Origin of the sequence: Exiguobacterium sp. E4787, from assembly GCF_018618375.1 — a bacterium.
Classification (GTDB): Bacteria; Bacillota; Bacilli; order Exiguobacteriales; family Exiguobacteriaceae; genus Exiguobacterium; species Exiguobacterium chiriqhucha.
The window spans coordinates 303,010-316,365 of record NZ_JACSLY010000002.1 but is presented as its reverse complement, the minus strand read 5'-3'; the positions used below and the strand labels follow the sequence as shown (position 1 = coordinate 316,365).

Below are 13,356 nucleotides of genomic sequence, written 5' to 3'. Positions count from 1 at the left end.
AGCCGCGCTATGCTTCTTTTTTAGATAGGAGTGGGAGAGATGAGACGAGTATGCTGGTTTCGATCGGATTTTCGATTGACAGATAATCATATGTTACACCGGGCCTTGAAAGACGCTGATTCCGACGATGAGATGGAGTTCGTTTTTTGGCTCAATCCGAACTATTGCGAGCCGTTCGAGACGCGCCACGATTACTTTTTCGCGACGATGCGTCAATTCATGGATGAGTTGGAAGAACGCGGGCTCGGACTTCGGGTCATCGTGGCCGATACGGCCGAACAGTTCGTCGAAGCGCTCGGTGAGCTCGATGTGCTCTACTTCAACGCCGAGTATGTCGAACCGTTCAAACAGCGGGACGACGCCGTCATCCAGGCGCTCGGGGAAGCGGTCAAAGTCATTCGCCTGCTCGACCGCCATTTGTTCGCCCCGAATGCGTTCACGAAAAAAGACGGCGATCCGTATAAGGTATACACGCCATTTAAAAAAGCAGCCTATGCCGAGGCGCCGCCCGCGCCGTATGAGGTCGACGTGAATGCGTTGAAGCGTCACGTGACGACAGGGCATGAAGTCCCGGTCGAATTGAAGCGTCAGTTCGATCGCTGTGAGCGTTCGTGGAAAGCGCTCGGCGAAGCGGCAGCCAAACGTCGTTTGAGCGACTTCGTCGCGAATCGGATCGATGCGTACGATGAAGACCGCGACATCCCGGCCATCGCCGGCACGAGCCGTCTGTCTCCGTATCTCCGGACCGGGGTGCTCTCCATCCGGACCGTGACGGAAGCGGTGTTGAAGGCGCCGAAATCGAGCGGACGCGACACATATTACGATGAGTTGTTATGGCGCGAATTTTACTATATGATCATGGTCCAATTCCCGGGACTGAAAGACCGTCCGTTCAACGACAAGTATAAGCATCTCGATTGGGAGAACGATGACGAGAACTTCCAGGCGTGGTGTGACGGAAAGACGGGCTACCCGATCGTCGACGCGGCGATGCGGCAATTGAATGAGACGGGCTGGATGCATAACCGGCTTCGCATGATTGTCGCCTCGTTCTTGTCGAAGCATCTGATGATCGACTGGCGGAAAGGGGAACGCTATTTCGAACAGAAGCTGATCGACTATGAAGCAGCCTCGAATATCGGGGGTTGGCAATGGGCGGCTTCGGTCGGCACGGATGCGGTGCCGTACTTCCGTATCTTCAATCCGACGACGCAGTCCGAGAAGTTCGATGGGGACGGGACGTTCATCCGGAAGTACGTGCCCGAACTCGCGAATCTCGACAAAAAAGCGATTCATTTCCCTGACTTGACCGAGCGGGATGGATACGTCGACCCAATCGTCGACCATAAGGAAGCGCGTGCCCGGGCACTCGAGCGGTTCAAGGACGCGCAGTAAATAGGCATCAAAAAAAGGAGCGATGCCCTCGCTCCTTTTTGTGTACGTGATTAAATGGATTGTTGTCGTGCGGCCTCGGTCGTCTGTTTCTGACTCCGATACGCATGATATGCCAAGTACGAGATAATCCCGAAATAGCAGGTAATCAAGAAGGCGTGGAGAAGCGGGACGTACGTGGCGTGTCCCCCAAGGACGATCCACGCACCCGTGCCGACTTGAAGCAGGATGAAGAACAGCGAGGCCCACATGCCGGTCTCGACGAGGCGGTTCGTCTCCCGACGTGCCAAGTAGAGGACGTATAATGTATAGAAGACGAGCAATCCGGCCATGATGCGGTGCCCCATTTGGACGTACGACTCGAACGTCCACACGTTCTGGTCACAAATCGGCCAGCCGACACAGGCGTATGTCGCGCCGAGGTGACGGACGTAAGCGCCCGTATAGACGACGACCATCGTATAAATCGTCAAGCCGTAAAGATGAACCTTCAACCGTTCGGAGACGGCCCGATGCACGCGTTCCCCTTCGAACAAGAGAATCGTCAAGATGAGCAGCGATGCGAACGAGACGAGCGAGATGCCGAAGTGGAGCGCGAGAATCGCGTCCGATTGTTGCCAAATGACGGCCCCGGCACCGATAATCGATTGGATGAGCATGAAAATGAACGCGAGGAACGCGAACACTTTGACATCATACCGGTTCTTGACGACCGCAAACGTCCAAATCGTCAAGGCGATGATGAGCAGTCCCTCGATGCCAGAGACGACACGATGACTGTACTCGATCATCGTTTCGACGCTCGGGTTGGTCGGGATCAGTTTCCCGTGGCAGAGCGGCCAATCCGTTCCGCACCCGTCGCCGGAGTCCGTCTTTGTCACGGTTCCACCCATGATCAGGACGAGCATCATCCCGAGCGTGACGAGCGCTGAAAATAGTGCGAGTTTTTTATGCATTCGTTTCCACCTGCTTTTGAGAAAAATCACTAGAATTGTGCCTTGTAAGTTTATATTTTTTTCGCCATACTTATTATAAGGCTTTACGCCGTAAAAACGAAACGGAAAAGCTTGCAATCGCTATCAAAATCGTTATTCTAGTATTAACATGGCGTTTTTACTGTGACAATTATCACACGTTTGTCACAAAAAACTAGCTATTTTACAAGCATAAACGACGTATTCTTTTTGAAAATATGGTATCTTTGTTATGAGTTAGGTGAACTTTGTTCATATTGTGTTTTTTCTGTGAAAAGAATACGTGGATTTCGTGATTAGTAGGGGGGTCAGTATGACAAAAGTCAACCCAGGAACAATGGCAGAAGTAGAATATACAGAATCCGCCTCGTTCCGCGACTATGTTGCTCTGGCAAAAATGGGAATCGTTCGCGCCAACTTGTTGTTGGTATTCGCCGGTTTCTTTGTAGCAGCAACATATCAGAGTGATACGCCAGTCTTTTATTTATTTGAGGTTTGGCCGCAGCTCTTATTAACGATGTTAGGAAGCGCACTCGTCATCTCCGGGAGTTGTTACCTAAACAACTTCGTGGACCGTGATATCGATTACTTGATGGGACGTACAGACAATCGGCCGAGTGTCACCGGTAAAATTTCAGGAGAACGGATTTTGCTCCTTGGATTAACGCAGCTTGCGATCGGGACATTGCTCTTATTGATCGTCTCGTATGTGGCAGCAGTCTTCGGTTTAATCGGGGCATTTTTTTATGTCGTCATTTATACGATGTGGCTTAAACGGACGCACACGTTGAACACGGTCGTCGGCAGCATCTCCGGAGCGGTACCGCCGCTCATCGGTTGGGCAGCCATCGATCCTGCGCTTCATATCGACGCGTGGCTCATGTTCCTCGTCATGTTCTTGTGGCAACCGCCACACTTCCTCGCGCTCGCCATGCGGCGTGTCGAGGAGTATCGAGCGGCCGGCATTCCGATGCTACCGGTCGTCAACGGCTTTGCGATTACAAAGCGTCAAATCATCTGGTGGATTGCGACGCTGATTCCAGCATCGCTCTTGTTCATGCATTACGGGTTAGTCTACGTAATCATTGCAGCCGGTCTTGGGGGCTACTGGTTATATCTCGGGTTGAAAGGTTTTAAAGCCGAGGATGAAATCAAGTGGGCAAACAAAATGTTCTTTTATTCATTAATTTATTTAGTCGTGTGGATTGTCGCGCTGATTTTGACGGCAGCACTAGCGTAATCACACTCACTATATAGAAACCATTACACATCATTTTGGGAGAAAGTGGGGATTGTTGTGAAATCATTTAAAAAGCTTCTGTTTGGCATCGTCCCGATGATGATGTTCGCACTGCTATTATCAGGGTGCGGCGTTGAGGGATTGTCTGCATTGAAGCCGATGGGAGAAGGCGCTGAAATTCAGCTCCGGATCATTATCATCAGTTTGGTACTTATGCTCTTCGTACTCGTCATCGTATCGATCATTTACGTTTACGTGCTCATGAAGTTCCGTCGTAAAGACGATTCAATTCCGAAGCAAGTCGAAGGAAGCAGCACGCTCGAGATGATTTGGACAGTCGTGCCAATCATCTTGCTCATCATTCTCGCTGTACCGACAATCACGACGACTGTCGAACTCGCGAAAGCGAAAGAAGCGAAAAAAGAAGAAGAAATCAATGTTACGGCTAACTTGTACTGGTGGGAGTTTGAATATCCGAACGCAGGCGTCGTCACGGGACAAGAACTTGTCATCCCGGTCGGCAAACGTGTCGGCATCAACTTGACATCGAAAGACGTCATCCACTCGTTCTGGGTACCGGCTTTATCTGGTAAAACGGACACGAACCCAGGCCTTGATAACGAAATGTGGTTGCATGCAAATGAACCAGGTACGTTCTTCGGGAAATGTGCCGAGCTTTGCGGACCGTCACACGCGCTCATGGACTTCAAAGTCATCGCACTCGAACAAGAAGATTACGACAAATGGCTCGAAGACATGAAAGCACAGCAAGACGCGAACACAGAAAAACTTGTTGCCGATAACCAAAACTTGACGACAGGTGAGGCCGTTTACGTCGAGAGCTGCTTGAGCTGTCACGGCGGCGGGAAAGTCGCGCCTAGTCTGACAAACTTCGGCGATCGCGAAAAGTTAGCTGGTTATCTTGAAAACAACGAAGAGAAATTGAAAGAATGGATTCGTGATCCTCAAGAATTGAAACAAGGCGCGCTAATGCCTGGCTTCGGTGAAGGCCAAATCAGTGATGAAGAGTTAGATGCACTCGTTGACTTCTTGTACGATCAGAAGATTGACTAACGGGAAAAGGGGGATTTCACGTGGCACAGACCACTGCATTGCAGCAACCGCGTAAATACAATGGCATCATGGATTGGGTTACGACGGTTGACCACAAAAAAATCGGTATTTTGTATTTGTTCTCAGGAATCTTCTTCCTCCTTCTCGGTGGAATTGAAGCATTACTTATTCGGTGGCAACTCGTTCGTCCGATGAACGACTTCGTCAGCGGCGAAACGTTTAACCAATTGATTACGATGCACGGGACGACGATGATCTTCCTAGCGGCCATGCCGATGTTATTCGGATTCATGAACGCCGTCGTACCACTTCAAATCGGGGCACGCGATGTCGCGTTCCCGTTCATTAACTCACTCGGATTCTGGTTGTTCTTCTTCGGTGGTGTCATGTTGAACCTTAGCTGGTTCTTCGGCGCAGCTCCGAACGCAGGCTGGACGGCGTACGCGCCGCTCTCGACACAACCGGAAGCATCAGGGGTCGACTTCTATGCCCTTGGTCTTCAAATTTCAGGTTTCGGTTCACTCATGGCCGGGATTAACTTCCTCGTCACGATTTTGAACATGCGTGCTCCAGGTATGAAACTCATGCGGATGCCGCTCTTCACGTGGACGACGTTCGTCGCTTCGGCGTTGATCGTCTTCGCGTTCCCACCGCTCACAGTCGGATTGTTCATGTTGATGTTCGAACGCTTGTTCGGAGCCGTTTACTTCGACCCGGCAGCCGGCGGTAACGTAGTCATCTGGGAACACCTCTTCTGGATCTTCGGACACCCGGAAGTATACATCTTGATTTTACCGGCGTTCGGTATTTTCTCGGAAATTATTCCGACATTCGCTCGTAAACGCCTATTCGGTTATACAACGATGGTCTTCGCAACGATGCTCATCGGTTTCCTCGGATTCATGGTTTGGGTCCACCACATGTTCACGGTCGGTCTTGGACCGGTCGCCAACTCGATTTTCGCTGTCGCAACAATGGCCATCGCCGTTCCGACAGGGGTCAAAATCTTCAACTGGTTGTTCACACTATGGGGCGGACAAATCAAGTTCAACGTCGCGATGCTCTACTCGGTCGCATTCATTCCATCATTCCTCGTCGGGGGAATGACAGGGGTCATGCTTTCGGTCGCACCGGCCGACTATCAGTACCACGATAGTTACTTCGTTGTCGCTCACTTCCACTACGTAATCGTAGGTGGGGTCGTTTACGGTCTATTTGCAGGACTTTACTACTGGTTCCCGCTCATGTTCGGCAAAGCGCTCTCTGAGAAGCTTGGCTACTGGCAGTTCTGGTTGTTCTTCATCGGGTTCCACTTGACGTTCTTCCCGCAACATTTCCTCGGATTGTTCGGGATGCCACGCCGCGTCTTCACATACCTTCCGAACCAAGGGTTTGAGACGATGAACTTGCTGTCGACAATCGGAGCCTTCTTCATGGGTGTGTCGACGATCGTCTTGCTCGTCGCTGTTGTGAAAGCATTCTTGTCGAAACAACGCGTCAAGCCGGACCATTGGGAAGATGGACGTACATTGGAGTGGACGCTTCCTGTACCGACTCCAGAGTACAACTTTGCACAAACACCGCTTGTCAAAGGTCTCGATACGTTCTGGCTCGAGAAGATGGCGGGCAACAAACGGGTATCTGTCGCTGAACCAGTAGCAGACATCCACATGCCGAACAACTCGATTATCCCGTTCTTCATGTCACTCGGCTTGTTCATCGCCGGACTCGGAGCGATTTTCCAAATGGATAACGCAGTTGTCGGTTGGTCACTCATCGTGATCGGATTGCTCATCACATTCGTGTCGATGTTCCTCCGTTCATGGATTGACGACCATGGCTTCTACATTCCAAAATCGAAGATCGAAGCGGATTTGAAAGCGATTCGTGAGAAAGGAGACCAATAAATGGCACATGCAGTCGAAAAACACCCGGTGACCGGAATTCCGGCCAATCCAGAGAAAGCCACGCTGGAAGGGAAAAATAAATATGTAGCCTTCTGGTTCTTCCTCGGTGGAGAGACCGTTCTCTTCGCCTCGCTCTTCGGAACGTATGTCGGTCTACTCAACTCTGGTGCGCCAGAGGAACTTCGTTCTTACAATATCTTTGAGATGGGGCTCGTCTTCTTAATGACGATGCTCCTCCTCACAAGTTCGCTCACAAGTGTTCTCGCCATGATGAACATGAAAGCGAACAATCCAGGCCGCATGAAGTTTTGGTTGGTGATTACGCTTCTCCTCGGGGCAGGTTTCCTTGGAGCTGAGATTTACGAGTTCATCCACTACTACCATATCGGTCACACGTTCACGTCGAGCGCGTTCGGATCTGCGTTCTACACGCTCGTCGGTTTCCACGGCGCGCACGTCACGTTCGGTCTACTTTGGATCACGACGCTGTTGATTCGCAACTGGAACCGTCCAATCGATGTGTACAACGCACCGAAGTTTTACGTGTCGAGCCTGTACTGGCACTTTATCGACGTCGTCTGGGTTTTCATCTTCTCAATCGTCTACCTCTTAGGGATGGTGAGCTAACATGGAAAAACAACCAATCAACGAATCACACAAACAGTTAGAGCTTGAAGTAAAAGCCGAGTCACGCCGCGAGTATCAACTCCAGTTGATCAGCTTCGCGATGATGATTTTGCTCACATTCGTCGCGTTCGGCGCCGTATACGCTGAACTCATGCCGGTGTGGGCGGCAGGTGGTTTCTTAATCATCCTCGCCATCATCCAAGTGTTCTTGCAGCTGTATATCTTCATGCATATGAACAACCGTGGCAACACGTGGATCGTCGGAATGATGTGGCTTGGCATCTTTGTCGCCATCATTACAGTCGCTGCACTTCGCTTGCTCATTTGGTAAATGTGACAAAGGATTGAACATCTGTGGAAACATAGATGATTCAGTCCTTTTTGCTTTACTTCAAAAATAAAGGAATAGTAATCTTGAAGTGAACGGTTTCATTGGTTTGGGAGAGAAAGAAAAGGGGTGAAGGGATGCTCTGGAATACATCAGAGCTACTCAAACAGTTCGATTGGATGACACTTTGGAGTCCATGGTTCGGATTGTTGATGGTAGGGTTGTACGTCCTCTATGCGGTCGTCACAGAGAAAATGGCGAAGCGAGGGTACGAGTCGACCACGTTACTACAAAAGTTCAGTATGTTATCCGCCATTTTATTGTATTACATCGGTTTCGGAAGTCCGGTCGATGTTCTCGCACACATCATCTTCTCGGTACACATGTTGCAGATGGTGCTCGTCTATGTTCTCGCACCGGCGCTCGTCGTGTACGGGATGCCGTATTGGGTGTTCGAGAAATTATTTAGCTATAAGGTGATTGGGCCGACGCTTAAGTTTATGACAAAACCTTTGATCGCACTCGTTTTGTTCAATGCATTATTCACGTTTTACCACATGCCATTCATCTTTGACTACGTCTTGACAAACTATGGTGTGCACCGTATCTTCCACGGCGCCCTCGTCGTCTTCAGTTTGACGATGTGGTATCCGGTCATCGCACCGTTCCTCTCAGAAGAAGAGGAAGGGATGTCAGATTTGAAGCGGATGGTATACATCATCGCGAACGGTGTGCTCTTGACACCGGCCTGTGCGTTCATCATCTTCAGCCAAGGTATCTTGTATGACGCCTATACGGACGCGGAGACGTTCGCAACGGTGCTCGGCTACTGTATGCCGAACGGCGATGTGTCGGGTCTCGATTTGAATGCGCTCATGGGAGCGACGAACAGCGCTCTCGAAGACCAACGTTTCGGCGGGGTATTGATGAAGCTCGGTCAAGAAGTCGTCTACGGTTTCTTCTTCGGCTGGACGTTCTTCGGTTGGGTGCGCCGGACGAAATCGCTTGCGATTGACGAAGGCATGTCGTTCACACCGCAAGAACCAAAAGAGAAAAAATGAACTAAGTCAAAGGGGAAACTACGATGAACTATCTTGCCTTGATCAGTGTGACATTCATTGTCATCAGTGCTATTTTAGTAGCGATTGGATGGACGATCATTGCGCGCGATCGCCGCAACGTCGACAAGCATAAGAAAGTCATGACGGCCGCCGCAATCGCCGCGACGACATTCTTCATTCTTTACGTCTCACGGACGATTTTTGTCGGCAATACCGCTTTCGGAGGACCAGATTCTGTGAAGCCTTACTATTTGGCGTTCATGATTTTCCATATCCTGCTCGCGACGACGGGTGGGGTCCTCGGATTGATCACGCTTTACCTCGGCTATAAAAATAAAGTCGAGAAACACCGTAAAATCGGACCGAAAGCCTCGGTCGTCTGGTTTTTCACAGCGATTACAGGCGTGACGGTATACGTCCTCCTTTATGTCGCCTATGACCCGGGTGAGACGACGAACGTCTTCCGTGCCATTATCGGCGGGTGAATCGAGAGAGGGGGATGAGGATGAAACGGAACAGCTATATGACGGTCGGCTTGACGGTCGCCATTCTGGTGGCAATCGGTGTGGCCTCGTACTTCTTTTTCTTTAAAGAAGAGGACCTGCCCGTCATCCAAGAGCCGACCCCGTTCACGTTGACGAACGCGCTCGACGGTCAGTCGTACAATTCGGATAATGGCAAAGTCAAAATCGTCACGTTCTTCTATACGAACTGTCCGGACATCTGCCCGCTCACGTTGCGTGACTTCATGAAGCTCGAGCAAGAGTTGAAAGCGAACGACCTGTACGGGACGGACGTCGAGCTCGTCGCCATCACTGTCGACCCTGAAGTCGATACGGTGCCGGTCCTCGAGAATTATGGGGAGGCGTTTCAAGCCGAACCGACGGGCTGGAAGATGTTGACCGGGGACCAGGCCGATATCGACCGCATCACGCGTCAGCTTCAATTCTATTATTCGAAAGCGAACAGCGGACTCGTCACGCATGCGACGACGATGTATATCATCGACCGTCAGCACGACGTCCGTGCGGTCGCCCAAATGGCCACGGCAGGAGAAAAACCCGTCGATATCGAAACCATTATGGAGGACGTGTTAGTACTCGCGGCAGAAAAGGAGTGAAGAAGATGAATGATACGATGGCTGTCATCGGAAATGATTATTCCTATGGAGATGTGACGATCGCCGAGCGGGCGATTGAGGATTTGATTGCTTGCAGTGCAATCGAATTCGGATTGCGCGAAGTGAAGGTCGTGTCCGTCTCGAAAGAGCGATACGATTATCAAATCGTTGCACCCGTCTCACTCGTTGAGGCTGAACGCTTATATCGGTACGTGCGCGACCAGTTCGACTTGTTGCTCGGACAAGTCGATGTGACGCTCAACGTCATCGCGACATGACAAAAGGGAGACCCTCGGCGGGTCCTCCCTTTTTTGTATGCTGATGATTTATTTTGTCTATATTTTCCAAGATTCAACTCTGGTAAGATGAAAAGAGTAGTTACGGTACACGACTCATCGAGGGGGAAATCAGATGCAACAGCAAGCGTTGGTCGTCATCGACATTCAGAATGACATCACGAAAAATTACAAAGCGATCATCGACAACATCAACACATCAATCGATTGGGCGGTCGCCAAGGGACTTCATGTCGTCTATATTCGGCATGAGAACTTATCTGCGGGGACGAGAACGTTCAAAACCGGGACGCGCGGGGCGGAATTAGTCCCAGATTTGAAGATTGTGTCTGATCACGTGTTCACCAAATACAAGGGCAACGCCTTGACGAGCGAGGCGTTCGCGACGTTCATTGAACAGCACGGCATCGACACGTTCTATATCACCGGGGGCGATGCGACCGCCTGTGTGAAGTCGACGTGTTACAATCTGCGGAAATCCGACTATACGGTTAGCGTCCTGTCGGATTGCATCACGAGCTATGACTTGAAGAAAATCGACGACATGATTGCGTATTACGAGGGTAAGGGCTGCACCATCATCCAATCAGAGGACTTGTCGGCGTAACTTGCTCTGCCGATGCTTACCTCGGTTCGTTATATGTGTCCATAAGAAAAACCCCTTCGCTTATGCAAGGGGTTTTACTTCGAGTGTCTCAGCGAGTGCGGCTAGACGACGCTCGCAATCACGGACGATTTCTTCTGGGAACTCTTCGTCGTACTCGACGCCGTGCGGGTAGTAATGTTTTCCGAGAATTGGTGTCAACATTTTGACGACCGCATGACGGTCCTCGATTTGGCCTTCGATTGCATATACCGGTAAGCGAAGGTAGAACGTCTCGCCTGTCGATTGTTTCTCGTACTTCATGTCATACGTTGCACGCTCATAGTCCCAAGCGCCTTCACGGATGAAATGATGATGATCCATGATCGTCTCGAGCAAACCGAAGCGGATCTCTTTTCCCTCGATGTGGAACTGCTCAAATTTCATCATAATCCCCCTTTTCCCTAATAAACCTCATATGTCATCATATCATATTCGAAAACGTTCTTGGAATAACGTGTGTTCAAATTGTGAAAAAAAGATGAACGCCTCAAGCGCGGGTGTCGAGGTAATGGTTGATTTTGTCTGTAAGCCTCACACCGAGCGGCATGAGTCCCTCTGAGCCGAAGAAGACGTTGAACTCTAAAATGTAAAATTCACCGTCGGCGACGATGACGTCGAAGGCCGCGTGATTGATGTGGAGCGTCTTGGCGATGTCGAGCACTTCCGCGACGACGTCTTCCGGGATATCATCATATGAGAACTGGGCGCCTTGGGCGACGTTGTTCAAGAACGCCTCGCTGACACGCCAATACGAACCGACGACTTCTTCACCGATGACGATGATTCGCAGGTCACGGTCGTTCGGGATGTATTGCTGGACGTAAAACGTCTCGTGCTTGTCGACGTACTTGAGCCAATCCTGTTCATGCTTGATGAGCCAGACGCCTTGTCCCATCGACGACTTGGCCGTCTTGGCGACGAACGGATACTCGAACTCTTCCAAAACACGCTCAATCGTATAAGGGTTTTTCCCGTAGATGAGCGTCTTCGGGATTCGGTGCGGGAACGTCGCCTTGAAGGCGCGCGTCATCTCAATCTTATCGTGCCCGAGGTGATACGTGGCTGGAGACGGGAAAATCGGTTTATTGAGTCCGTAGATGATCGAGTTAACCATCCAATATTCAGGGAACAAGACGAGGTCGGCTGCTCTTACTTTATCGAGCTGGTCGTAATAATATTCAGGTTTCGCATAGTCGGTCTTAATGCCGGCCGAGCGAATCATATTGAATGAGACTTTTTTCATAGCGAGGTGCAGGTGCGCACCTGTTCACTTCCTTTCTGGTTGGACGCTTGACAGTCACATTCAATTATAAAGCCGATTGCTTACAGAGGGAATCAAATGTGTTAAAATCATGGCAGAAAGGGTGAAAGCCATGATTATTACTGAACAGACGATCGCCCTGCTCGATCAAACGGAATCGTTAGCCGATTTGATTGAAGCGAGCGAGTCGTTCCAAACATATATTGCCACGAAACAAGCGCGAGCCCAATCAGAGGAAGCGCGTCTCGTGGAACGTGAGTTCTTGCGGATGAAAGAAGATTACGAGTACGTACAGCGGTTCGGGAAACATCACCCGGACCACGATCGCATTAAAAAAGAGATGCATCTAGTCAAACGGCGTCTCGATGTCCAGCCAGAAGTGGCCGCATTTAAAAAAGCGGAACGCAGTTTAGATAAGCTGCTCGGGGAAGTGAGTGAGCTGTTGGCCTTCTCGGTTTCTCCAAAAATCAAAGTCCCGACCGGAAACCCGTTCTTCGACGAAGGCGGATGTTCAGGCGGAGGAAGTTGTGGAGGCGGAAGCTGTGGATGTGCCATCTAAGACGTTTGAGTTGAATGGTCGAATCGGGTTCGTCGTTTACGTCCAATCGTTGAAACAAGTGAAGGCGTTGCGTCGCTATGCGAACCTGTATTACGTGTCAAAGCGGGAGAAGTACGCCTTCTTGTATACCGACCTTGATGGACATGAGGCGATTCTCGAACAAGTGAGCGCGTTGCCGTTCGTCGAAGCGGTCGTCCGCAGTGAGCGGCCGTTCGTCGCGGAAACGTACGAATCGAAGCAGAAATAACACAGAGATGAAGGCGGAACCGCCTTCATCTTTTGTGGTGAAGGAGAACGAATATGCGAGTGATTTCAGGAGAAAGAAAAGGGACCCGACTCAAGGCGGTCCCGGGGTCGGCCACACGACCAACGACAGATAAAGTAAAAGAATCGTTATTCAACATCATCGGTCCTTATTTCGCCGGGGGCGATGCGCTTGACCTATACGCCGGGAGCGGCGGTCTAGGAATCGAGGCGTTGTCACGGGGGTGTGACCATGCCGTGTTCGTCGACAAGCAACGAAAGGCGATTCAGACGGTCACAGACAATTTGCAGACGACACGTTACGAGTCGAAAGCGACGGTGCTCCAACAAGACGCTCGCTCTGTTCTCGACCAACTCGTCCTCAAAGGTCAGCCGTTTAAACTGATATTCATGGACCCGCCGTACCATGCGGAGGAACATGTGCCGTTTTTACAAATCATTGAAACGAACCGGCTGTTGACGGACAACGGTGTCGTCGTCTGCGAGCACGGCAGCGACGTGACGTTGCCGGACCGAGTCGGGCAGTTGGAAAAAATCAAGGTGCAACGCTACTCGGACGTGATTACGATCAGCTTTTACGAGTATGCAGCGACCGAGGAGTGAGAAC

The 13,356-nt window shown here is 50.6% G+C and carries 17 protein-coding genes; 14 read left to right on the top strand and 3 right to left on the bottom strand.

All coding sequences use genetic code 11. The features are described from left to right. The first annotated feature begins 39 nt into the window (after positions 1 to 39). Positions 40 to 1,395 (top strand): cryptochrome/photolyase family protein, encoded by a 1,356-nt coding sequence (locus KNP80_RS04125; protein WP_214833730.1) that lies wholly within the window; start codon positions 40 to 42, stop codon positions 1,393 to 1,395. Between the two features lie 50 nt (positions 1,396 to 1,445). On the opposite strand, the gene KNP80_RS04120 is transcribed toward KNP80_RS04125, so the two are convergent. Continuing rightward, complete coding sequence (locus KNP80_RS04120; RefSeq protein WP_058763310.1) at positions 1,446 to 2,348, bottom strand: COX15/CtaA family protein; 903 nt, start codon at positions 2,346 to 2,348, stop codon at positions 1,446 to 1,448. 331 nt (positions 2,349 to 2,679) lie between these two features. On the opposite strand from KNP80_RS04120, the gene cyoE reads away from it, so the two are divergent. The 10 genes from cyoE to KNP80_RS04070 all read left to right on the top strand — a co-directional run bounded on the left by cyoE (position 2,680) and on the right by KNP80_RS04070 (position 10,626). Beyond that, positions 2,680 to 3,606 carry a heme o synthase gene (gene cyoE, locus KNP80_RS04115; protein WP_021067016.1) on the top strand — a complete coding sequence of 309 codons (927 nt, stop codon included), beginning with the start codon at positions 2,680 to 2,682 and terminating at the stop codon, positions 3,604 to 3,606. A 57-nt stretch (positions 3,607 to 3,663) separates the two neighbouring features. Then, complete coding sequence (coxB, locus tag KNP80_RS04110) at positions 3,664 to 4,680, top strand: cytochrome c oxidase subunit II (protein ID WP_021067017.1); 1,017 nt, start codon at positions 3,664 to 3,666, stop codon at positions 4,678 to 4,680. A 68-nt stretch (positions 4,681 to 4,748) separates the two neighbouring features. Next, a complete protein-coding gene (ctaD, locus tag KNP80_RS04105; RefSeq protein ID WP_051627797.1) occupies positions 4,749 to 6,587 on the top strand; it encodes a cytochrome c oxidase subunit I in 1,839 nt (612 codons plus the stop codon). Continuing rightward, positions 6,588 to 7,214 carry a cytochrome (ubi)quinol oxidase subunit III gene (locus KNP80_RS04100; RefSeq protein WP_021067019.1) on the top strand — a complete coding sequence of 209 codons (627 nt, stop codon included), beginning with the start codon at positions 6,588 to 6,590 and terminating at the stop codon, positions 7,212 to 7,214. It abuts the gene before it with no gap. 1 nt (position 7,215) lies between these two features. After that, positions 7,216 to 7,545: a cytochrome C oxidase subunit IV family protein gene (locus KNP80_RS04095; protein ID WP_021067020.1), complete on the top strand. Its 330-nt coding sequence runs from the start codon at positions 7,216 to 7,218 to the stop codon at positions 7,543 to 7,545. A gap of 134 nt (positions 7,546 to 7,679) precedes the next feature. Then, positions 7,680 to 8,603, top strand: a complete 924-nt coding sequence (locus tag KNP80_RS04090) for a cytochrome c oxidase assembly protein (protein WP_214719494.1) — start codon at positions 7,680 to 7,682, stop codon at positions 8,601 to 8,603. Positions 8,604 to 8,626: 23 nt separating this feature from the next. Then, the gene (locus tag KNP80_RS04085) at positions 8,627 to 9,088 is read left to right on the top strand and encodes a DUF420 domain-containing protein (protein WP_034777049.1); all 462 of its coding nucleotides are present in this window, start codon (positions 8,627 to 8,629) and stop codon (positions 9,086 to 9,088) included. 20 nt (positions 9,089 to 9,108) lie between these two features. Then, entirely contained in the window at positions 9,109 to 9,723 is a 615-nt protein-coding gene (locus KNP80_RS04080; protein ID WP_214719493.1) for an SCO family protein, read from the top strand. 5 nt (positions 9,724 to 9,728) lie between these two features. Then, complete coding sequence (locus KNP80_RS04075) at positions 9,729 to 10,001, top strand: hypothetical protein (RefSeq protein ID WP_021067024.1); 273 nt, start codon at positions 9,729 to 9,731, stop codon at positions 9,999 to 10,001. Positions 10,002 to 10,134: 133 nt separating this feature from the next. Beyond that, a complete protein-coding gene (locus tag KNP80_RS04070) occupies positions 10,135 to 10,626 on the top strand; it encodes a cysteine hydrolase family protein (protein ID WP_214719492.1) in 492 nt (163 codons plus the stop codon). 60 nt (positions 10,627 to 10,686) lie between these two features. Here KNP80_RS04070 and KNP80_RS04065 read toward each other — a convergent pair whose 3' ends face one another. Continuing rightward, positions 10,687 to 11,049 (bottom strand): YugN family protein, encoded by a 363-nt coding sequence (locus KNP80_RS04065; RefSeq protein ID WP_021067026.1) that lies wholly within the window; start codon positions 11,047 to 11,049, stop codon positions 10,687 to 10,689. A 103-nt stretch (positions 11,050 to 11,152) separates the two neighbouring features. Beyond that, entirely contained in the window at positions 11,153 to 11,908 is a 756-nt protein-coding gene (locus KNP80_RS04060; protein WP_214719491.1) for an ATP-grasp domain-containing protein, read from the bottom strand. Positions 11,909 to 12,038: 130 nt separating this feature from the next. On the opposite strand from KNP80_RS04060, the gene KNP80_RS04055 reads away from it, so the two are divergent. The 3 genes from KNP80_RS04055 to rsmD are packed head-to-tail and all read left to right on the top strand — an operon-like array spanning position 12,039 to position 13,352. Next, entirely contained in the window at positions 12,039 to 12,485 is a 447-nt protein-coding gene (locus KNP80_RS04055; RefSeq protein ID WP_034777059.1) for a YlbF/YmcA family competence regulator, read from the top strand. Then, complete coding sequence (locus KNP80_RS04050) at positions 12,469 to 12,732, top strand: DUF2129 domain-containing protein (protein ID WP_286038161.1); 264 nt, start codon at positions 12,469 to 12,471, stop codon at positions 12,730 to 12,732. The genes KNP80_RS04055 and KNP80_RS04050 overlap by 17 nt, the downstream gene beginning before the upstream one ends. 53 nt (positions 12,733 to 12,785) lie before the next feature. Further along, positions 12,786 to 13,352, top strand: coding sequence for a 16S rRNA (guanine(966)-N(2))-methyltransferase RsmD (gene rsmD, locus KNP80_RS04045; protein ID WP_214719490.1), 567 nt, complete (start codon positions 12,786 to 12,788; stop codon positions 13,350 to 13,352). The last annotated feature ends 4 nt before the right edge of the window (positions 13,353 to 13,356 follow it).